Origin of the sequence: Amycolatopsis sp. CB00013, assembly GCF_001905755.1 — a bacterium.
Classification (GTDB): domain Bacteria; phylum Actinomycetota; class Actinomycetes; order Mycobacteriales; family Pseudonocardiaceae; genus Amycolatopsis; species Amycolatopsis japonica.
In genome coordinates this window covers 115549-135804 of the sequence record NZ_LIWC01000001.1, presented here as the reverse complement: position 1 = coordinate 135804, position 20256 = coordinate 115549, and the positions used below count along the sequence as shown (strand labels likewise).

The window sequence follows — 20256 nt, the reverse complement described above, 5'->3', positions numbered from 1 at the left end:
CAGTCCTTCCTCAGCCGGCCTCGAACAGCTCGATCTCGGAGATCGCGACGTCCATGCCGTCCAGCGAGCGATGCAGCCCGACCACGTGCAGCTCGACGCTCGACGCGCCCGCGCTGTTCTCGATCGGGATCTCCTGGGCGTCCGGCGTGTCGGCCAGCACCATGTCGTAGGTCTTGCCGGTGGAGAACACGAGATGCAGGGTCTTCGGCCGGTGCGCGGCCTGGAAGTTCGCGCCGTTGCCGGAATGCACGATCGCCTTCCGCAGATCCACCGGATGGTCGAAGGTGAACACCAGTACGGGTTCGCCCTGGGCGGTCGCCGCCCAGAAGGTGTTCTTGGCGTTGTCGCTGACCAGGTTCCCCGGATGGCCCGGCGACTGCGCGTTCGCGGTCACCTTGCTCGGACGCACCGGGTTCAGCTTCGTCTCGAAGATCCCCGTCACCTGACTCCACAGGCCGACCGCGGCGGTGTTGATCGCACCCCGGAACGGTTGGTACAGCGCGTAGATCAGCGCCGAGAGCACCAGCATCACCGCGATCACCCGGCGGACGGCCTTGCCGACGCTGCGTCGCGCGGCACCGGCCCGGCCGACGCGGCGGCGGACGCCGTCCTTGCCCGGCCGCTCCCCCGCCTTGTGCTCCCGGGGTCCGCGGCGGAACAGCCGACGCCACCACGACGTCTTCACGACTTCCGACTCGGCCAGGGACGCGCCGCAGCGACCGCAGAAGTTACGGGTGGGCACGTTGCCCTTGCCGCATCTGCCGCAGATCAGGTCGCCCGGTTTGAGGACCTGCTCCTCGACCGTCCGCTGCTGCGGCTGCCGGACCGGCGCGAGCGGTTCGGCCGGCTGCACGACCTGGGCCTGGGCGATCGGTTGACGCACCGCGACGGGTTCCTCGTCGTCCCATTTCAGGTACCGCCCGCATTCGCCGCAGAACTCGACGTCGGCGGGGCCCTGATGCCCGCATTCCCGGTAGATGACCATCCGCTACCCCTCCACCACTTCCACCGTGACCCGCACGTGGGCGGGCACCGCGTCCACGACCGTCGCCGTCAGCCGCCGTTCGTCGATCCGGCTCCGATCGGCCACTCGCACGCGCACGTGGACCCACGGCGGCCCCGGATCCGGGAGCGGCGCTCCGGGCTCCGGCGACGCCACGACCCCGCCGCTGTCGGTCACCTCGACCGCGCCACCGGTCAGCAGCCGTACGTGTTCGGCGAGCCCGCGCTGGGTACCGCGCCACCGATGCAGTTCGACCGATCGGGTCACGAGTTCGCGCAGCCGGACCGGGCTCCAGCCTTCGTCGACGCGCAACGCCACCCAATGCGCCAGCCAGCCGACGAAGTCCTCCGGCGCCAGGTTCGGGTCGAGGTAACCGGAAAAGTTGTCCAACGTGGCGAAGACCGGTGCGAGCACCTCGTCGAGCGCGCCGGTGAAGCCCTGGACGAACCGGTCCTCGGCGTAGACCGAGGGCAGTTGCTCGCCGATCGGATGCGGGCTCGGCAGCCCGGGTACGGCCGCTCTCATCGGTCACTCTCCCGGACCCGGACCTGATGCCCGAACGAGAACGCGAGCGCGTGGGGCGGCAGATCGAGCCGGGCGACCTGCTCGCCGCGTTCCCGCGTGACCGGATTGGCCGCGAACAGGCGTACGTCCTCCACCATCTCGACACCGGGAAGCCGTTGCAGCACCGCGAAAACCTCGCCCGAATGCACCGGCCGCCCGAACGGCCAGCCGTCGCCGTCCGGCCCGCCGGTCAGCGGGTTGAAGTAGTCGTAGAGCGCCTGCGTCGCCCGCGGGCCGAGGGTGCCGGGGCTGGTCCGGCGGCGCGACCGCAGCCGGGCGACGACCGTGACGCCGTGGTAGAACGGCGCTTCCACGGACACGAGGGCGCCGACACAGCGACGTTCGTCCAGATACCGCTCGATCCGGGTCCGCATCCCGGGGTCGAGCATCAACGTCGCGAATTTGAGCTCGCCGGTGTCCGGAACGGCGGGCACGACGAGGACGCGGATCGCGCCGGTCTCGCGGCCGTCGGGGCCGTGCGCGGGTACACAACGAACCCTCGCCGCCTCGGGCGCCGCTTCGCGCGCGAGCTGTTCGTAATCCTCGGCGGTGACGGCGCGGTCGCGGGTGCGCAGCAGCAACGGACCGCGGACCGCCGCGTCCCGTACCGATTCGCCGTCCACCCCGCCGGTCGCCGGACGCCGGTTGACCACGGTGCTGACGAACGGGATCGGATCCCGTTGCACCTCGAGCACTTCACGGGCGACGTTGCCGCGCCGCCCGCCGCCGGCCCGGTAGGCGGGCACCCGGATCGCGGCGGCCTTGGCCGGAACGGCGCCGTAGTACCGGACGCCGCCCTCGGGCTGGCGCACGGCGGGGCCGAACGCGATCTCACCGGCGACCCGATCGAGCTGGACGTGCCGGTCATCCGGGCCCGATTCGGCGAACGAGGACACCTCGGTCCACTCCTGCCAGCCGTCGGGACCGGACACCTCCACGATCAGCTCGTCCCCGCCCGCCACCACCGGACGCCTGCCGAGCGGGAACCGCTGTCCGGGCAGGCCGTCCGAGGTGCCGACGATCTCGCCGTGCACGACCTCGGCGTGCACCGCGCCGACCGTGCCGCCGATGGTCGACGCCTCGACCGAACGCAGTCGCGGCGATCGCTGGAAGAACGGCTGGTTCTGCTTCGGTTCCGTCAAGCGGCAACGGATCCAGCCCGCGTGCCGACCGGCGAGCACCGACGCCGTATGCCCCGGCGGCACGTGCAGCACGACGTCCCCTGGCCGGTTGAACGCGCCGGTGCTGTCCCGGTCGATCTCGCCGGCGGCCCAGCCGTGCCCGTCCCAGGCCTCCCACACCCACGGCGGGTCGTGCGGATCGACGCCCTGCCCTTCGACCTCGCAGTCCATCCGCAGCAGTACCGCGCACCCGGGCACGGCGTCCGACAGTCCGAAGTAGACGATGTCGCCGGGCGCGGGGTTTTCGGCGAAACACGCGGGTTCGCCGCCGACCAGCAGCTCGTCGGTGCGGTCGACCGGCGGCACACCGGGGTCGGCGTCGCCGGTGGCGAGGCCCGCGAGCGAACACGGCACGATCGTCAGCGTGCGCTCCACGGTGAACACGACGGGGTCCTCGACCTCGTCGCGCACACTCGCGACCTGCTTCCCCGCGGAGACGACCACGGGGACGTCCCGCGCCGCCGAGAGCCAGAACGTCACGTCGGTCCGCGCGGCGGTCGGCGCGAACAACCGCACGCCGATGAGGTCGAGGAACCGCAGGTAGTGCAGGTCCGGCACGCGGTTGAGCCGGTAGAGCACCTGGTCGACCATCTGCGCGAACGTCTCGATCAACGTCACGCCGGGGTCGGAGACGTTGTGGTCCGTCCATTCCGGACAGTTGCGCTGGACGAGGTACTTGGCTTCGTCGACCAGGTCCTGGAACCGGCGGTCGTCGAGGTTGGGCATGGGCAGCGACATCACGCACCGTCCTGAATGGACTCGTGGGGTGGGATGACGTAGAACGGGAAGACCAGGTTGCGCGGGTCGTTGGTCCCGCGCAGCTGATACTTGATGTCGATCAGCAGTGTGCCGCGCTCGGCCTCGGAGAACCCGACCACCACGTCGGTGAGCGTGATCCGCGGCTCCCACCGCTCCAGCGCGGTGCGCACCTCGTAGGCGATCTGCCCCGCGGTGGCCGAGTCGGCGGGCGCGAACACGAGATCGTGCACGGCGCAGCCGAACTCCGGGCGCATCGGCCGCTCACCGGGAGCGGTGGCCAGGATCAGCCGGATACTCTCGACCACCTCGCGCTCGCCGCCGACCAAGGCGATCGAGCCCGTCGCGTCGGTGCGCACCGGGAACGCCAGCCCCCTGCCCAGGAAATCCATGTCAGCCTCCGATCAGGACGGTCGGGCAGCCCAGGACGATCGGCGCGCCGCAGGCGGCCAGGTCGCCCATCCGCGCCGCGGGCAGGCCGCCGATCAGCACCGTCGGGCAGCCCGGCGGCGCGATCGGCGTCGGCGGGTGCACCGCGGGCGGCGGGAACGAGCAGGTGTGCAGCGTGCCGACGGTGGCGGCGGGCATCCCGCCGATGAGCACGGTCGGCACACCGGGTCCGGCGATGACGCCCGGATGCCCGGTCGGGTCGCCGACCCTCGCGGCTGGTGGCATGCCCGCTCCCCTCAGTTGATCTGTCGGTGGTGCAAGACCGGGCCGGTCTCGGTCGACGGTCTGGCTGGTGTGCGGAATGGACGGCGTGTCGCGAAAGCCACTTTCGGGACGTCAGATGTCTCGAAAGTGGCTTTCGCGACATCGCCACGAGCCTCTGTCGAATACATCCCAGCCCCACTCCCTCAGTTGATCTTGACCACGCCGCCGCGCACGGTCACGACACCGCTCGCGGTCAGCTCCGTCTGGCCCTGTCCCTTGACCGAAACCGTCGCGCCCTCGACGTTCACGCCCGCCGTGCCCGACAGCTTCAGGCTGCTGCTCGCCTCGACGGTCGCCTCGGTCGCCGACTTCACGGACACCTTCTGGCCCTTGAGCTCCAGCGGACCGCTGCCGGCGTCGATGCTCACCCCGTTCCGCGCCTTCACCGTGACACCCTTGCCGCTGGTCACCTCGATCATCTGGTTCTTCTGGTCGAGTTTGACCACGAGCTTCCCGTCGCCGGACGCGACGACGATGCCGTCCTGTTCGGCGAATTCGAGCTTGTGTCCCTTGCGGGAGACGAAACCCCGCACGGCGATCTCGCCGCTGTTGCCGTCGATCGGCGGCGCGGTGAACTTCGGCACCGCGTCTACGCCGTTATACAACCCGCCGAGGACATACGGCGCCTCGAAATCGCCTTGCTCGAAGCCGACGAGCACCTCGTCGCCGACCTCGGACATGACCATCGCGCCCCGCCCGTTGCCCGCGCCGGGTTGCACCGTGCGGGCCCAGTTGCTGGTGAAGTTCTGATCCAGCCAGGGAAAGGTCAGCTTGACCCGGCCGAGCCCGGCGGGATCCTTGGCGTCACTGACCACCGCGGGCACCACTCCGGGCCACGCCGAGGTCTTGGAACCACCGGCGACCAGCCCGTAGAGGGAGCGTTCCTGCCTGCCGGAGACGGCGAACTCGGTGGTGTAGCCGACTTCCGCGTTGAACAGGTGCCGCGTGCTGGTGAGCGTGTACTTGCCGGCGAACGGTTTGCCGACGCCGGTCAGCGTCACCGCCGCGCCCGCCCGGAGCTTCGGATTGCCCTTGGCGACCCCGTCGAGTTCGGTGCACGCGCCGCCGAGCCGTTCGGACAGCGCGACCGCCGCCGCTTTGGCCTCGGCCTGGGTCCGGCGCGGCGTATCCGCCGAGACGTACTTGGGGCTGGAGAACTTGTTCGCGAGCGCCACCGGGTCGACACCCTCGACCTCGGTGCCCGCGTTCTTCGGTTTTTCGGCGGCCACCACCGGCTTCTTCGTCGTGACGTCCCAGCCGCGGGCCTCGACCTCGGGCACCTGCTCGGCCGCGGTGACACTGGCGCGCAGGCTGACCAGCGTCCGGTGTGCCTCGAGCACCAAGGGGTCGGTGTTGGCCTTCGCGGTGGTGGCGGGTGCCGCCGAGGGCTTCTCCGCGAGGCGGAAGTTCAGCGCGCCCTCGCGCACGGCGATCTGGGCGCCGACCGACTCCGCCAGCCGGGAAAGGAAATCCCAGTCGCTGACGTTGTCCTGGCTGAACTGCGTGTGCGGACGGCCGCCGACACCGGGGACCTGATCGATCTTGCCGACCTTCAGCCCGGCGCGCCGGGTCACCTTGGTGACGACGTCCGCGAGCGTCATCCCCGGGTAGACCGCGACCCGGCGGCCGCGGAACAGGCGGTGCGCGTGGTCGTAACCGCGCACCTCGGTGAAGGTGCCGATCCGGTCGAGGTCGATCGCGACCGCGGTGACCTCGCCGGAGAGCAATTCCTGCGGGGCTTCCGGATCGGAGGTCTGCACCTTCAGCTTGATCTGCGCACCGACGGTGAACTTCCCCTTGTCCAGCACCACGTGCCCGGAGTCGCGGAACCGCAGGACGAACATGTCCGGCAGGTTCCGGCTGTCGTCGACGTAGGCGTAGGAGAGCAGCGTCTTCACGTCGTCGGGCAGCGGACCCCCGGCGACCTCGACGATGAGGTTGTTCGCGAAGCTCTCGTTAGCCATCGAGTTCCTCCAGCGCCGGCACGAGCAACCGGGTGCCGGGCCGCAGCCGCATCGGATCGTCGATGTCGTTGGCGTCGGCGATCTCGCGCCACTTCCCCGCGTCGCCGTAGGCACGGAACGCCACCGCCTGCAGGGAATCACCGGCGACGAACACGTGGGTGTCCCGTGCCGCGAGCGCACCCGAGGTCGGGTTCTGCCCGCTCAGCTCGCCGGCGATCTCCTCCAGGTTCACCGTGCAGACCGCGCGCACCGGAGTACCCGACGGGGTGAACAGCGTGTACTTCGCGGTCACACTGGCGACATACGCGGGGAAGCCGGTCATCCCGCCCCATTTGAAGATCACCCACGGCGGCGAACCCTTGCCGTGCTGGCGGCTTTCCTCGGTGGCGACACAGCAGGTGAAGAGCTGCTCGACCTTCTTGACGACGGCGTCGTCCATCTTGTCGGTGGCGTCGAGGAACATCTCCAGCGCGAGCTTGCACGGGTCCGAGCCCTTGAACTCGGGCGGTCCGCTCTTCTTCGCGTTGCGCTGCGGGTCACGGCCCCATTTGGCGTTCTTGGTGAGCGAGAGTTCCTTGGGGTTGAACTGGAACTTGATCTCGAACAGTTTGGCGCCGGGCTGCCCGGTGCCGCCGGATTGCGGAGGTTTGCGGACCTCCAGCAGCGCGCGCTGGAGGTTGTTCGGCGCCGGTTCGCCGGAGCCGTACGCCGCGGGCGGCTGGGATCCGGCGGAGGTGAACGTGACGGGTGAGGACATGGCTAGCCCTTCTTCGCCGGGCTGAGGAAGCCGTGGTGGGCCAGTTCGAGCGTCTCGGTGGCGACCTTGGGCGAGTCGGGCGAAAGCTGCGGCCCGCTCCAGCGCACAGGGACGACCCCTTCGAGTGACCAGCTGGCGATCACGGTGCCGTCGAGGGTGCGCGCTTCGATGGTCGCGGTCTTGCGCTCGATACCGCCCGCCATACCGGCGAACCATTTCGTGATCTGCGAGCTGGCTTCGGTGACCGGGCGGGAGAGCTTGATGTTGGAGTACTTGATCCGCGTCGGGAGCTGCCAGACCATCCCGTTGTTGCCGCCCTCTTCCCGCTGCTCCATGACGAACTCGCAGCCCAGCCCGTCGCAACTGCTGAATGCGCCGAGGTTGCCGAGGTTCTTGTCGTCGAGCTTGACGACGTAGCAAACGGCGACGGCTTCTTCCGCGTCCGGCATCGGCTTCTCCTTCAGTGCGGGCGATCGGTGAGCGCGCCGCGGCGCTCACGGTCGAGACGGAGTTCGGTCTTCAGCCGCCGCAGCAGCGGGTCGAAAAGCTTCTTGACGAGTTCCTCGGTCTCCGGTTGCGCGGCCTGTGCCGCCTGTGCCGCCTGTGCCGTCGCGGGCACCGGCGTCGCGGGTGGCGGTGCGACGGGTTCCGGCGGTGGTGGTGTTTCCGGGTCGCGCTGGACGACCGGGGGTTCAGGCTGTCGCGGCACGACGGCGGGTGGCAGGTTGAGCACGAGGCTCTTGACGTCGGCGACGGGCTCGCTGGGCACAGTGCGTTGCACGGATCGCGTTTCGGCGGGTCTCGCCGGCGGAGGCATCGTCGTCGGCTGATGGAAGGCTTCCGCGTCTTGGCGTTGAACAACCGGCTTGACCGTAAACGTCTCTGGCATGAGCGGAGTCCTCGGTGATACGGAAGGCAGCGGAGTGGCACCGCCCCCGCTCAGCAAGGCGGTCAGGGTCGGGCGCTGGTCCACCGCCGCCGGTGCGGGCGAGACCGCGGCCGTGCCGTCGACGACTCGTGCCACCGGCAGCGGTGACGTCGAGATCACCGATGCCGGTGGCGCGCTCACCGAGCCGCCCGGCGTCCCGGGCGGCTCTGGGGTTGCTGTCGTCCCGGACCGGATTCGTGGTGGTTCGGGCGGGTGGAACGTGGTGTCGGGTGAAGAACGCGACGAGGCGACCGTCGGCAGGCTCGGCGGCGGTTCGAGCGCCCGGGCGACCAAGATCGGCGCCTCTGCATGCTCCTGTGGCGGTTCGTCGCGGAGGCGCTGCACCGGCCGCTGAACGAACGTAGGCTCCACCGGCGATTCGTCGCGCCGACGCTGCAGCGGTCTCTGCGCCGCTGGCGGTTCATCCCGCAGGCGCTGCACGGGCCGCCGAACCGAAGCCAGCTCCCCTGGCGATTCGTCACGCAACCGCTGAACCGGCCGGTGAACCGGCGCAGGCTCCCCCGGTGACTCATAGCGCTGCACCGGCTCCTGGACCGCAGCAGGCTCCCCCGATAGCTCATAGCGCTGAACCGGCCGCTCAACCGATATCGGTCCTAATGGCGACTCGTCCCGCAAACGCTGCACCGGCCTCTGAACCGACGCAGGCTCGCCTGGCGATTCATGGCGCTGCAACGGTTCCCGAACCGATAGCGGTTCCGCTGGTGTTTCCTCGCGCAGGCGCTGTATCGGTCCCTGAACCGATATCGGCCCCACCGGCGATTCATCACGCAAACGCTGCACCGGCTTCCGAACCGAAGCCCCGGCCTGCGACACGTCCCGATGGTTCGGCGACGGAAGTTCCAGAGCCGATTCGACGACCGAACGCTGGACGGCCGGTACAGAAGTCGGCGACGTCGGCGTCTCCACGGGCATGGCCGGAAACGTCCGCTCCTCCCGCGCCACCTCGGCCGGCGTCGAAACCGTGGGCAGCACCGGAGTCTCGGCATCGCCCGCCAGTGGCGCGTCGACCTCGGCGACGTTGTCTTCTACTGCTGGCACGTCGGCACTCGGCACTTCCGCCTGGACCGAGTCCGGCACGATCGGCGCGCCGAGCCCCAACCGCCGCGGCGCCGCCTCGACCTGTTCCGTCCTCTGGACGACCGGCAGCGCGGGCCGCGGTGTCACTACCTCCGAAGTGGGTGGCTCGGCGGGGAGCGGGTCCGGAACCTGGACCGGCACGGTCTCGACATCGACCGGCTCGGGCGTGGACACGACCGGGTCGTGGTCAGGCTCGAATGTCTCGACTGCCCGCGGTTCGGCCGCGGGCTCCGGAGTGGGGACCGGAGCGCTCGGGGTTTCCGACCGGATCGCTTGGACCGTCCTCACCGGCGGGCGCGCCGACGAGCCCGCGGTGGTCAACGGCATCGGCGGCCGGTCGGCGTCAGGCGACGCCGCCGCGACGGCCGGCAGCACGAGCGTCGCCGTCGGCTCCAGCGCGACGGTCGGTTCGAAAGCCGGCCCCGGCTCGTCCGGCAACGGCTCCTCGTACGACTGCACGGCAGGCACGGATTCCTGTTCAGGGGCACGGCTTTCGGTCACCGGACCGGCCGGTTCGGCGGCGCGCTGCACCGACATTCCCCAAAGACGCGACAGCACGCCGCGTTTGCGGGCGGACCGCTGCACCACAGGCATGTCCGGCGGTGCCATCGGCGCCCGCGCGAGACCGTCGATGACACCCGAAGGTTCCGCCGGACCGACCCGATGTCCCAACGGCTCCAGGTACGCCGGGCTCCGCCAGGACGTCAGCGAAGCACTGAATCTCTGCACTGGATTGATCAGCGGATGCTCGGCGACGACGCGCTGGATCGGCGGCAGGCTTCGCCATTCGGCACGGGTCACCGGCAGCGGGGCCGGTGTCGCCGCTTCCGGGGGCGAGCCCGGCTCCTTCCTGCGCCACGTCCACATCGAAACGTCACCGTCCCTCGCTCATCCGAGTGTTGATCCGGGCGATCTCGGCGACGTAGGTCAACCGGTCGTGGTGTTCGAGGTCGAGGATGTCGTCGAGCGACCAGTGCAGGTGGTAGGCGACGTACGCGACTTCCTCGTGCAGCCGTCCGGCCGCGTACGTCACGATTCCCCCAGGCGGCCGCCGGCGACGTCGACGACGAACTCGTGGCCGCACTCCGGGCAGGCGACGCCCGCCCGCGTATGGCCTTCGCTGTTGATCCGCCGGTACATGTCCTGCAGGAACGCCAGATCCGAAGCGAACAGGTTCTCGATGACTCCGGCGTGCACGTCGGTGACGTCGCCGATCCGGGTGATCACCCTGGCCAGCAGCACCACCGTGAGGAAGGCCGAGTTCTCGCGCACCCGGTCGTCTCGCAACGGGACGAGTTCGTCCCGCGCGGTCGCCAGCCGCATCACGCCGGAGTGGTGCACGTTGCCCGCGTCGTCGACATAACCGCGCGGGAGTTCGAACGCGAACTCGGTCCGCAGTTTCGGCCGCGCCTGCGCTTCCGGCACGACGGGGGCTTCTTCGGCCGGCGCCGACGCCATCACCCTGCGCATGGGCTCACTCGACTTCCATCTGCTCGTAGGTGACCACGAGCTTCTCGGTGAGCACACTGGTGTCGCCCGCCTTCAGCGCGCCGATCTCCAGGCTCTTCGGCCACGCGTTGGTGAGCTTGTAGCGTTTGATCGGGGCGCCTTCGTAGTCGTAGACGATGATCGCGCCGCCCTTGCGAGCGGAACCCATTTTGCCGAAGTGCGCGTCCTTGACCCATTTCTCGAAGCTGCTGTCCTCGGTCAGACCGCGGGTCAGCGTCACCTCGCCCGCTTTCGGGCGGCCGGGGAGCTTCTTGATGACGTACTTGCCGTCCACGGTGTTCTGCTTGAGCTCGATGACGTCCTGCTCCATCTTCAGTCCGGAGACCTCGGAGATCTGCTTGATCTGAACGCCGTCGATCTCGAGCCCGAAGGAGCAGCCGACGGCCTTGTCAAGATCGGGAAGTGCCATTTCGGAGCCCTTTCACTATTCGTTGACCAGGCTGGTGCCGCCGGACATCTGGGCCAGCCGGAAGATCACGAACTCCGCCGGTTTGACCGGCGCGATGCCCACTTCGCAGATCACCTGGCCGAGATCGATCCCCTCGGCCGGGTTGGTCTCCCGGTCGCATTTCACGAAGAACGCTTCGTCGGGAGTGAGGCCGAACAGCGCGCCCTTGCGCCATTCCATCACCAGGAAAGCGCTGATCGTGCGCCGGATGCGGGCCCACAGCGCGTCGTCGTTCGGCTCGAACACGACCCACTGGGTGCCGTTGAGGATCGATTCCTCGAGGTAGTTGAACAGCCGCCGCACGTTGAGGTAGCGCCACGCCGGGTCGCTCGACAGCGTGCGCGCTCCCCAGATCCGGATCCCCTTGCCCGCGAAGGAGCGCACGCAGTTCACGCCGATCGGGTTGAGCAGTTCCTGCTCCGCCTTGGTCAGATGCGTTTCGAGCGCCAGCACGCCGCGGACGACCTCGTTCGCCGGTGCCTTGTGGACACCGCGGGTCGCGTCGGTGCGTGCCCACACCCCCGCCATGTATCCGCTCGGCGGCACGTAGGTGTTGGTCCCGCTGGCGGCGTCGAGCACCTGCACCCACGGGTAGTACAACGCCGCGTACTTCGAGTCGTACCCGGCCTGGTCCATCCGCCAGGAGCGGACCTCCTGCGGGTTGAGCCCGGGTGGCGGGTCGACGATCGCCATCCGGTCACCCATCAGCTCGCAGTGCGCGATCATCGCCAGCTGCACGGCCTTGACGCCGTCGAGGTCGATCAGGTCGCGCTGGTGGGCGGCCATCAGGTCCGGCACGGCGACCATGGTGATCTCGTCGATCGCTTCCAGGCCGCCGAAACCGGTGCGGTCGGCGACGTCGCCGACGTAGTCGTCGGCCGCGATGCGCCGCGGGACGGGCGGGGGCTGCGGCGGTTCGGTGAGCACCGCGGTGCCACGGTCCGGCTTCGCCACCGCGCCACCGGTCGCGAGCTCCTCGATCGTGATGAAGCTGGACTTCTCGCGTACCAGTGTGACGACGTTTTCCTTGGTGCGCTTGGTGGTCACGTTATGGGTCTCGACGACCTTGCCGTCCTTCTTGACGAGCACGGTGAACCGGTCGTCGCCGGGGTTCTCGCCGGTCGGTTCGGTGACCTCGACGGTGAGCTCTCCGGTCTGTCCACCACTCGTGAGCTCTTTCGCGACGAAACGGTAGCCGCCGAGCACGGCCTGGCGCGTCGCCACCTTCGGCGCCGCACCGTTCTCCTGCCCCCGCGGACCGCCGATGCGGACGATGTAGCAGTTGGCACCGCCGTTGAGGAAATAGCCGTAGACCGACTGGGCCAGATAGCAGCCTTCGACGAAATCGCCGAAGGTCTGGGTGAACTGGGTCCAGTTGGACACCAAGGTGGGCGTGTTGAAGGGGCCGTCCGCCGCGAAGCCGACGAAGGCGGCGACGGCCGTGCCCACACCCTCGATCGGCCGGGCGCCGGCCTCGATCTCCTCGACGTACACACCCGGCGTGAGATAGGTGGGCATCCGTGCCTCCCCTTTTCGGTGCACTCGCTGACATCGGCGATGTTCCTGCGTGGACGTTCACAGCGGAACGACCGAGCGGATAGGTCGGCGGGAACCAATCTCTGCCCGAAAAGGCAACTGCCCGTTCGGGCAGCGGGGCCCGCCCCTCCGGCTGTTGGCAATCGGCCCGCCGACGCCGAAAGTGAAGACATGCCGGCGGGCCGGGACAAGGTGACACAGGCTCCGGCCACGCCACCCGCGCGGCCGGTCAAGCCCGCGCGCCGTGCCACCCCGCCCGCGCTGCTGCGGCTGCAGGCCGCCGCGGGCAACGCGGCGGTGACCCGCCTCGTCGGTCTGCAGCGCAGCAGTTGCCCCGCTCCCCCGGTCGCGCCCGCCGGGGTGACGCCCGCGTCGGACCCGAAGTTCGGGTCGCTCAAGAAGGACGTGAGCGGCCAGGCGAAGGCGGCCAAAGCGCATCCGCCCGCCTCCGCGGAGGTCAAGAAGGCGCAGGACGCCGCGGTCGCGCCCGCCGACGACAAGGAAGCCCAAGCCAAGGCGGCGCAGGCGGACAAGATGGCCGCCGCCAAACCGGCCGGATTCGACAAGGCCGCCTTCGTCGCCGCGGTGAACGCCGCCGTCGCCAAGCAGGCGCCGCAGAATCTCGACGAGGCCGACAAGTTCGCCTCGTCCGGCAAGGCGGACCAGATCAAGTCCGAAGTGATGGGCAAGGTCACCAGCGGCAAGGACGCTTCCGCCAAGGACGTCACCGAGCGCACCAAAGAAGCGCCGGACACCAGCAGAGCGACGGAAAAACCGGTGAAACCGCTGCCGGAAACCCCTCCACCGCCCGCGTTGTCCCCGCCGGACGCCCGCAAGGCCACCCCGGACAAGGCGCCGCCCGCCCAAACCGACCTTCGCGCCGACCAATGCGAAACCCACGGCAAGATGGCCGAGGCAGGCGTCACCGACCAGCAGCTGGCGCAGTCCAACGAACCCGAGTTCACCGGCGCGCTCGCGGCGAAACAAGAAGGCGAACAGCACACCGAGTCGGCCCCCGCGGCGGTCCGCGAGTCGGAGGCGGGCCGGCTGGCCGCCGTCACCGGCGCCGCACAAGCGTCCGGGCAGGCCGCGATGGCGGGGATGACCGGCGCGCGGTCGTCGTCCGGGCAACGCGGGCAGGCGGCGAAGTCGGCCACGAAGGCCAAGGACGAACAGGACCGGGCGCGGATCACCGCGGAGATCAAGGCGATCTTCGAGGAGACCAAGACGAAGGTCGAGGGTGTCCTCGGCGCGCTCGACGAACAGGTGGCCAAACGGTTCGAGACCGGCGAAGCGGCGGCGAAGGCCGCGTTCACCGCCGATCACCAGGCCCGGATGAAGAAGTACAAGGACGAACGCTACGACGGCGTCACCGGCGCGGCCCGCTGGAGCTACGACCTGTTCGCCGGCCTGCCCGCCGAGGCGAACAACCTCTTCCTCGAGGCCAAGAAGGTCTACGAGTCGAAGATGCAGGGCGTCATCGGCGAGATCGCCGATTTCGTCGGCCAGCAGCTGACCGAAGCGAAACGGCTGATCGCGGAAGGCCGCGAGCGCGTGCGGCAGAAGGTCGACTCGCAGTCCCCCGCCCTGCGCAAGATCGCGGGCGAGGCCGCCAAGGAGTTCGGCGGCCAGTTCGACGAACTCGAGAACTCCGTCGACGAGAAACAGCAGTCGCTGGTCGAGGATCTGGCACAGAAGTACAGCGAAGCCCGCAACGCCGTCGACGAGGAGATCAAGGCGCTGCAGGCGGAGAACAAAGGCCTGTGGGACAAGGCGAAGGAGGCGATCGGCGGCGCGATCGACACGATCCTCAAGCTGAAGGACATGCTGCTGAGCGTGCTGGCGCGGGCGGCGAACGCGGTCGGCCTGATCATCGCCAAACCGATCGAGTTCCTCGGCAACCTGGTCAACGCGGTCAAGACCGGCGTGATGAACTTCGGCGCGAACATCGTGCAGCACCTCAAGGACGGTCTGAAGGCCTGGCTGCTCGGAAACCTGGCCAGCGCGGGCATCGAGATCCCGGAAACGCTGGACGCCAAGGGCATCCTGAAGATGATCATGTCGATCCTCGGCCTCACCTGGGCGAGTGTCCGCGCGCGGATCCTCCGCTTCATCCCGGAACCCGTGCTCGCCAAACTGGAGCAGACGTTCGAAGTGGTCAAGATCCTGATCACCGAAGGCGTGCCGGGGCTCTGGCGCTGGGTGATCGAGAAACTGGGCGACCTCAAGGAGCTGGTGCTCGGCCAGATCAAGGAGTTCGTGATCGAGAAGATCGTCAAGGCGGGCATCACCTGGATCATCTCGATGCTCAACCCGGCGGCCGCGTTCATCAAGGCCTGCAAGGCGATCTACGACATCGTCATGTTCTTCGTCGACAAGGCCGCCCAGATCAAGGAGTTCGTCTCGTCGGTGCTGGACTCGGTCGAGTCGATCGCCCGGGGCGGCGCGGGCGCGGTGGCCGGGCTGATCGAGCGCACGCTGGCGAAGGCGCTGCCGATGGTGCTCGGCTTCCTGGCGAGCCTCCTCGGGCTGGGCGGTATCTCGGAGAAGATCAAGTCGATCCTGGAGAAGGTCCAGGCCCCGGTCGGCAAGGTGATCGACACGGTGGTCGGGACGATCGTCAAGGCCGGCAAGAAGATCTGGTCGAAGGTCAAAGGCGCCGGACGCGACCTGAAGGACAAGATCGTCAAGCTGCTCAGGCCCGAGCAGGACAGCCTGAACATGAACGGCGACGGCCACACGCTGATCGCCACTCCGACGCCGGACGGTGGCGTCGTCGAGATGGCCAGTACGCGGGGCAAGGTCTCGACCAAGGCCAAGAAAGCGATCGCGGATTTCACGAAGAAGAACATCACGCCCAAGCCGGGACAGATCGACGCGCTCAACGAAATCGTCGCCTCCGCCGAGGCCGTCGAGAAACTGGTCAAGCAGGCAGGGAAAGAGGGGAAAGCGAAGACTCTGCTCGAATACAACGGATTCCCCGGTGCGTTCCGCAGCTTGAAGAGCCTTATCGTCGCATACGCCAGGAAATACAAGGCCACGGATATCACAGCCGAAGTACTGGAGGGCGAACGACTCAAACTCGCGGGGGAGGTAGGAGCCGACCTGCAGACGATGGCGCACGCGGTACGCGATCACCTCGTCGCCACTCCGGTCGACGTCGACGCCGTCCTGACCGCCGCGGAAAGGAAGATACTCGAGAGAAAGCCGTTCCTGTGGCGCGCGAACTTCGGCAAAGCCATGGAGCGCGTCATGGCCGCCCGGATCGCCGCCTCGCCGAAGCTGCGCAAGTACTTGACCCACGTCGGCACCGCGGGCACGCCGGACTGGACGGGCAAGGACATCATCAAGGGCGCGAAGTACGACGTCACCACCGACAATGAAGCAACGATCAAGAAGCACGAGGGTCGCTGGTGGTGGGACAAGAAGGTTGACATACTGATCAAGTACACCGCGCCCCCGGAGCCGAAGTGACCACATTCAGCCGACAGACGTTCGCCGATCTCTATGACGAGGACTCCGGCGAAACCTATGAGGATCTCGAGTTCGTGAGATGCAAGTTCCGGAGTTGCGCCCTGTCGATGGCGCGCACCCCGGATACCAGGACCACGGTCCGCCGCGTCACGCTCCGCGACTGCGAATCCTCATGGTGTTTCGTCATGAGCCCGATCCTCGAGGAGGTGACGATCGATGGCCTCAAGTCGGGATCGAATCCTCTGTTCACTCAAGGCGCTCTGTTTCACCGGACGACGCTGACCGGGAAGTTCGACAGTGTCGTCATCTCGCCGCGCGCCGACCCCGTGACCTACCCCGACGCGAACGGGTCACTGTTCGACGAAGCACGCGAAGAGTTCTACTCGCGGATCGACTGGGCTCTCGACATCCGCCACGTCGAAGCCCGCAGCCTGGAGATCTACGACGTACCGGCCTCCCTCGTGCGCCGTGATCCCGAGACCCAAGCGGTGGTCCTCCGCGAATCAGCCGCGCGCGAAGATGTCTGGCGCGCACTGGATCTTGGAGAGACGTGGTGGCCCCAAGTTCTCGAGACCATGCTCGCGCAGAATTACGACCAAGCGATTCTGGTGACCCCACTGAGGGACCGTCACGCGGCCGCGTTCATCGACGGAATCCGCAAACTCCGAGCGGCAGGTGTCGCGGAGCCCACCTGATGTGAGCCACGAACCTACGAGGCCTCTTCTTCGGTTTCTTCCTCGCGCTGCACGTACGTCTGCGCCATCTTCTCCTCTTCGCCTTCCTCGGCTTCAGGAGCTTCCTCGCGCTGAACAGCGGCGGAATCCTCGGCGGAGTGCCCACTGTCCTCACAACGCTGAACGGCGGAGGCAGGCGCAGGAGCCGACATCAGCCGGTCCGCGTTCGCGACGGCCTCGCGCTCGAACCGATCCGAGGGATCCGAAACCTTCACACCACCACCGGCGTCGGTCCCGTCCACCGGCCCGCTGCGTTGCTGGACGACATGGGTCAGCTCGTGCGCGAGCATGTGCTTGCCCGAATCCGAACCGGGGTCGTACTTGTCCCGCTGGAACACGATATTCGAACCCACGGTGTAGGCCTGCGCGTTGACGGATTTCGCCGAATCGTGGGCGGCTCCGTCGGTGTGCACCCGGACGTCGCCGAAGTCGTGCCCGAAGCGGCCCTCCATGTCCGTACGCGTCGCGGCGTCCAAAGGCGCGCCGCCGCCTGAGCCGACGACGTCGTGCACCGGCGAACGTTCTTCGTCGACCAGGGTGCTCACGCCCGCGTTTCCCACGGCACGCTGCAGATCGAGCAGGCCGGCGGGGCCAAGGACGTCGGTGCGCCCGGCCGCGGCGGCGCGGCCCAGAAGACCGCCCTCGTCCCGCTCTACCCGGTCGCCCTTCGGCCGCAGGCTCGGCTCAAGGTCGTTGTCGTGACTGTGCCCGCGCATGGTCCGCTCCCTCGGTCGCTACGCCGCCCGTCCAGCTTGCGCCGTCGCCGCGCCGCGCGCCAGGTTGCGATGCGCGGCCGGAAGGGCGGCATCGGCTGCCCGAACGGGCAGGTCAGCCGTCGGTCACCATCGCCAGGTACGGCCCGAACTCGCGGTCAAGGCAGAGTCTGCCCAGCTTGCGATACTCCCGCGCGACCGCGCCGACCAGATCCGTCATCGCCACCGGGCGGCCGGCTTCGGCGGCCAGATAGGCACCTGTGACCGCGGCCGAGCGGATGTGTCCGCCCGCCAGCTCGAAGGCCTCGGCGAGGAACCCGAGGTCCAGGTCGTCGGCGCGGGGCATCCGGGCGCCGAGGCAGCGGTCCCACAGCTGGCGCCGCAACTCGACGTCCGGCAACGGGAAGTCCACGATCACGTCCAGCCGCCGGGTGAACGCCTCGTCGAGGTTCGCTCGCAGGTTGGTGGCCAGTACGGCGATACCGTCGAAGGTTTCCATCCGTTGCAGCAGATACGCGCTCTCGATGTTCGCGTACCGGTCGTGTGCGTCGCGCACCTCGGATCGTTTGCCGAAGATCGCGTCCGCCTCGTCGAACAGCAGCACACCGTTGACTCCGGCGGCCTCGGTGAAGATCCGCTCCAGGTTCTTCTCCGTCTCGCCGACGTACTTGTCGACCACCGTCGCCAGGTTCACGGTGTAGAGATCCAGCCCCAGCGAGGCGGCGATGACCTCGGCGGACATGGTCTTGCCCGTCCCCGAATCCCCGGCGAAGAGCCCCGTCACACCCCGGCCGCGGCCACCGCCCGGCCGCATCCGCCACTCGTCGAGCACCTGGTCCCGGTAGCGTGCCCGCGCGGCCAGTTCGTCCAAAAGGGACAGCACGCCCGCAGGCAGCACGAGGTCGCTCCAGCCGACCACGGGTTCGATCCGCCGGGCGAGCCGCTGCAGGCCGGCCGCGTTCTGGCTCCGCGCGCCCGCACGCAGATGGGATGTCCGCACCGGCCCGCCGTCGGCCAGCGCCGTCACCGACGCCGCCTTCGCCGCGCGGGCGATCTGCCCCGGCCCCAGCACGAAATGCGCGGTCGCCTCCCCCGGATCGACGTCCGGAGCGAGCCCGCCGTCGAGATGGCTGCGCCAAAGATCCACCCGGCTCGCCGCGGACAGGGGGAAGGCGTCGAGCTGCAGCGGCGGGATCGCGCTCCACCGGGGATCCCAGGCCCCGGTGCCGTGCACGACGAACGGGACCGCCGGATGAGCGAGCTTCTCCAGCCGCGGCGAGTCGTCGACCGGGCCCAGCACCAGCCCCGCACCACGCAGCAACGCCTCCCGCACGAGCGACCCGGTGAGCTCGCCGTGCCGGGATTCCGCCTGCCATCGTGCCGCGTCGACCACCAGCGCGGGATGGCCCGCCCCGGTCAGCGCCGCGACACCGAGTTCTTCGGCGCCGCCGCCGGGATGCTCCCTGAGATAGACCAACCCGACCTGGCCTCTGATCGCCCGGATGAGCCGATCGGCACCGGCCACGTCGGTGACCCTCGTGCCGAGGTGGGCGCACCCGGCGAGTTCCGGGGCGAGCCGATCGTCGCCGAGCAGGTGGTTCACCACCCGGTCGGGCACCCGGAGCGTGCGTGACAGGAAGGGACGTTCCTCGTCCTCCATGGTGAGCAGGCCACAGGTGATCAGCGGGGCGTCGGCGTCGAGCCGCGCACGGCCGGCGGCCGACGCTTCGGGGACGCCGCACAGACGCAAGGCCAAGCCCGCCGTCGCCCGCCGCCGGGTCACGTCGTCGTTGAGATAGCCGTAGAACTGCTCGAACCGGCTGTCGAGGTCGGGTGCGAGCGCGACGAGCAGCAGTTCGACGTCGACGCCGGTGAGTCCCGCGCGCTCCGCCAGGGGATACAGGCGGCCGCCCGGCACGGAGTCCGTGAACGGCGGGAACGGCTCCCGGTGGCCCTCCAGCAGGGCGTCGATCGTCTCGTTCGACAGGTACAGCCCGCGGAAGGGGTCGTCGGGGTTCGGGTCGGCGGCCCGGCGGCTCTCGACCGCGTCGCGGATCCGCTGTTCGAGCCGCGCCAGCCGCTCGAACAGGTACTCCAGGCTCATCGGGACTTCCGGTGGGTGCGTGCCATCGCGACCCGGCGCTGCCCTTCGACCGCTCCGCTCTCCGCCACGTGGTGCCCGACCAGCTCACCGTCGTGGGCGTCGAGCTTCAGGCCTTCCTTCGGCGGCTGTTCGGCCGGGACCACCCGTCCACTGTGGACCGGCGCGGAGATGACGACGTCCAGCGACGGTTTCAGCTCGCCACCCAAAGCGGTCCAGACGTCGGCGAAGGCGCGATCCTCGGGCGGCGGCAACGCGACCGTCATCGGCACCGGCAGGCCCATCTCGGCCAGCGACCCGGTGAGCGCCGACTCGGGGACGGCGTCGTGGGCGAGCAGGCCGAGCAACAGGTCGGACAGCACGCGGTGCTCGTCCTCCGGCCGCTGCGTCCACGCGGTGACCAGATAGGACAGCTTGATGTGCCGGGGCGGCAGGTGCCGCGCCGAAACCTTGCCGCGCTGGTCGTACTCGTTGAGCAGGCCTCGCGAACGGCGTCGAAGGTCCTCGCGTACGTCGTAGAGGTAGACGTTCACCGTCGGGGCGTTGCGCCGCGCCGCCCATTCCTTGTTGGGCGCGTCGAACGCGACCTCGATCTCGCTGCCGCGCCGGGTCTCGCCGCGTACCAGCCGCCGCAGCGCCTCGTCGACCTCATGGATCACTGCGGACCTCCTCGAACGGCGGTCTTCCCACGATGATCGCGGTGGCGCCGGGCGGCCAGCCTCGCAACGGCAGACCTTCGGGTATGCCGTGCTGCCCGTACGGGCAACCGAGCCACC

Annotated in this window: 18 protein-coding genes; 2 read left to right on the top strand and 16 right to left on the bottom strand. The window is 69.0% G+C overall.

Annotated elements, in window-relative coordinates:
• Positions 1-10: 10 nt before the first annotated feature.
• The 13 genes from AMK34_RS00635 to AMK34_RS00570 all read right to left on the bottom strand — a co-directional run bounded on the left by AMK34_RS00635 (position 11) and on the right by AMK34_RS00570 (position 12440).
• Complete coding sequence (locus AMK34_RS00635) at positions 11-985, bottom strand: zinc ribbon domain-containing protein (protein WP_073842287.1); 975 nt, start codon at positions 983-985, stop codon at positions 11-13.
• A gap of 3 nt (positions 986-988) precedes the next feature.
• Positions 989-1528, bottom strand: coding sequence for a phage tail protein (locus AMK34_RS00630; RefSeq protein WP_073842286.1), 540 nt, complete (start codon positions 1526-1528; stop codon positions 989-991).
• On the bottom strand, positions 1525-3486 hold the full coding sequence (locus AMK34_RS00625; RefSeq protein WP_073842285.1) for a putative baseplate assembly protein: 1962 nt from the start codon (positions 3484-3486) through the stop codon (positions 1525-1527). The genes AMK34_RS00630 and AMK34_RS00625 overlap by 4 nt, the downstream gene beginning before the upstream one ends.
• Complete coding sequence (locus AMK34_RS00620) at positions 3486-3896, bottom strand: GPW/gp25 family protein (protein WP_037344464.1); 411 nt, start codon at positions 3894-3896, stop codon at positions 3486-3488. Before AMK34_RS00620 ends, AMK34_RS00625 begins: the two co-directional genes overlap by 1 nt.
• 1 nt (position 3897) lies before the next feature.
• A complete protein-coding gene (locus AMK34_RS00615; protein ID WP_037344462.1) occupies positions 3898-4179 on the bottom strand; it encodes a PAAR domain-containing protein in 282 nt (93 codons plus the stop codon).
• 182 nt (positions 4180-4361) lie between these two features.
• Positions 4362-6182, bottom strand: coding sequence for a VgrG-related protein (locus AMK34_RS00610; RefSeq protein ID WP_038515061.1), 1821 nt, complete (start codon positions 6180-6182; stop codon positions 4362-4364).
• Positions 6175-6939: a CIS tube protein gene (locus AMK34_RS00605; RefSeq protein ID WP_038515063.1), complete on the bottom strand. Its 765-nt coding sequence runs from the start codon at positions 6937-6939 to the stop codon at positions 6175-6177. The genes AMK34_RS00610 and AMK34_RS00605 overlap by 8 nt, the downstream gene beginning before the upstream one ends.
• A gap of 2 nt (positions 6940-6941) precedes the next feature.
• The gene (locus AMK34_RS00600; protein WP_016333594.1) at positions 6942-7388 is read right to left on the bottom strand and encodes a phage tail protein; all 447 of its coding nucleotides are present in this window, start codon (positions 7386-7388) and stop codon (positions 6942-6944) included.
• Positions 7389-7399: 11 nt separating this feature from the next.
• Complete coding sequence (locus AMK34_RS42930; protein ID WP_158073267.1) at positions 7400-9832, bottom strand: hypothetical protein; 2433 nt, start codon at positions 9830-9832, stop codon at positions 7400-7402.
• A 7-nt stretch (positions 9833-9839) separates the two neighbouring features.
• Positions 9840-9998, bottom strand: a complete 159-nt coding sequence (locus tag AMK34_RS42420) for a DUF6760 family protein (protein WP_016333592.1) — start codon at positions 9996-9998, stop codon at positions 9840-9842.
• Positions 9995-10435, bottom strand: coding sequence for a hypothetical protein (locus AMK34_RS00580; protein ID WP_073842281.1), 441 nt, complete (start codon positions 10433-10435; stop codon positions 9995-9997). The genes AMK34_RS42420 and AMK34_RS00580 overlap by 4 nt, the downstream gene beginning before the upstream one ends.
• A gap of 4 nt (positions 10436-10439) precedes the next feature.
• Positions 10440-10883 (bottom strand): phage tail protein, encoded by a 444-nt coding sequence (locus tag AMK34_RS00575; RefSeq protein WP_037344451.1) that lies wholly within the window; start codon positions 10881-10883, stop codon positions 10440-10442.
• A 15-nt stretch (positions 10884-10898) separates the two neighbouring features.
• Positions 10899-12440 (bottom strand): phage tail sheath family protein, encoded by a 1542-nt coding sequence (locus tag AMK34_RS00570; protein WP_073842280.1) that lies wholly within the window; start codon positions 12438-12440, stop codon positions 10899-10901.
• A gap of 189 nt (positions 12441-12629) precedes the next feature.
• Between AMK34_RS00570 and AMK34_RS00565 the strand changes: the two genes are divergently transcribed.
• Together AMK34_RS00565 and AMK34_RS00560 are read left to right on the top strand one after the other, a co-directional pair.
• Positions 12630-15932 (top strand): phage tail protein, encoded by a 3303-nt coding sequence (locus AMK34_RS00565; protein WP_241832647.1) that lies wholly within the window; start codon positions 12630-12632, stop codon positions 15930-15932.
• Positions 15929-16627 carry a hypothetical protein gene (locus AMK34_RS00560; RefSeq protein WP_073842279.1) on the top strand — a complete coding sequence of 233 codons (699 nt, stop codon included), beginning with the start codon at positions 15929-15931 and terminating at the stop codon, positions 16625-16627. Before AMK34_RS00565 ends, AMK34_RS00560 begins: the two co-directional genes overlap by 4 nt.
• A gap of 14 nt (positions 16628-16641) precedes the next feature.
• Here AMK34_RS00560 and AMK34_RS00555 read toward each other — a convergent pair whose 3' ends face one another.
• From AMK34_RS00555 to AMK34_RS00545, 3 genes are all read right to left on the bottom strand, one after another.
• A complete protein-coding gene (locus AMK34_RS00555) occupies positions 16642-17382 on the bottom strand; it encodes an eCIS core domain-containing protein (RefSeq protein ID WP_073842278.1) in 741 nt (246 codons plus the stop codon).
• A gap of 112 nt (positions 17383-17494) precedes the next feature.
• Complete coding sequence (locus tag AMK34_RS00550) at positions 17495-19483, bottom strand: ATP-binding protein (RefSeq protein WP_073842277.1); 1989 nt, start codon at positions 19481-19483, stop codon at positions 17495-17497.
• Positions 19480-20139, bottom strand: a complete 660-nt coding sequence (locus AMK34_RS00545) for a DUF4255 domain-containing protein (RefSeq protein WP_073842276.1) — start codon at positions 20137-20139, stop codon at positions 19480-19482. The genes AMK34_RS00550 and AMK34_RS00545 overlap by 4 nt, the downstream gene beginning before the upstream one ends.
• Positions 20140-20256: the final 117 nt, after the last annotated feature.

Bases quoted from the DNA above. Each gene is read 5' to 3' on its own strand.
- AMK34_RS00605 (WP_038515063.1), bottom strand. From the start codon at position 6,939: ATGTCCTCACCCGTCACGTTCACCTCCGCCGGATCCCAGCCGCCCGCG.
- AMK34_RS00550 (WP_073842277.1), bottom strand. From the start codon at position 19,483: ATGAGCCTGGAGTACCTGTTCGAGCGGCTGGCGCGGCTCGAACAGCGG.
- AMK34_RS00575 (WP_037344451.1), bottom strand. From the start codon at position 10,883: ATGGCACTTCCCGATCTTGACAAGGCCGTCGGCTGCTCCTTCGGGCTC.
- AMK34_RS00570 (WP_073842280.1), bottom strand. From the start codon at position 12,440: ATGCCCACCTATCTCACGCCGGGTGTGTACGTCGAGGAGATCGAGGCC.
- AMK34_RS42930 (WP_158073267.1), bottom strand. From the start codon at position 9,832: ATGTGGACGTGGCGCAGGAAGGAGCCGGGCTCGCCCCCGGAAGCGGCG.
- AMK34_RS00635 (WP_073842287.1), bottom strand. From the start codon at position 985: ATGGTCATCTACCGGGAATGCGGGCATCAGGGCCCCGCCGACGTCGAG.
- AMK34_RS00615 (WP_037344462.1), bottom strand. From the start codon at position 4,179: ATGCCACCAGCCGCGAGGGTCGGCGACCCGACCGGGCATCCGGGCGTC.
- AMK34_RS00620 (WP_037344464.1), bottom strand. From the start codon at position 3,896: ATGGATTTCCTGGGCAGGGGGCTGGCGTTCCCGGTGCGCACCGACGCG.
- AMK34_RS00555 (WP_073842278.1), bottom strand. From the start codon at position 17,382: ATGCGCGGGCACAGTCACGACAACGACCTTGAGCCGAGCCTGCGGCCG.
- AMK34_RS00610 (WP_038515061.1), bottom strand. From the start codon at position 6,182: ATGGCTAACGAGAGCTTCGCGAACAACCTCATCGTCGAGGTCGCCGGG.
- AMK34_RS00625 (WP_073842285.1), bottom strand. From the start codon at position 3,486: ATGTCGCTGCCCATGCCCAACCTCGACGACCGCCGGTTCCAGGACCTG.
- AMK34_RS00565 (WP_241832647.1), top strand. From the start codon at position 12,630: ATGCCGGCGGGCCGGGACAAGGTGACACAGGCTCCGGCCACGCCACCC.
- AMK34_RS00580 (WP_073842281.1), bottom strand. From the start codon at position 10,435: ATGCGCAGGGTGATGGCGTCGGCGCCGGCCGAAGAAGCCCCCGTCGTG.
- AMK34_RS00600 (WP_016333594.1), bottom strand. From the start codon at position 7,388: ATGCCGGACGCGGAAGAAGCCGTCGCCGTTTGCTACGTCGTCAAGCTC.
- AMK34_RS00630 (WP_073842286.1), bottom strand. From the start codon at position 1,528: ATGAGAGCGGCCGTACCCGGGCTGCCGAGCCCGCATCCGATCGGCGAG.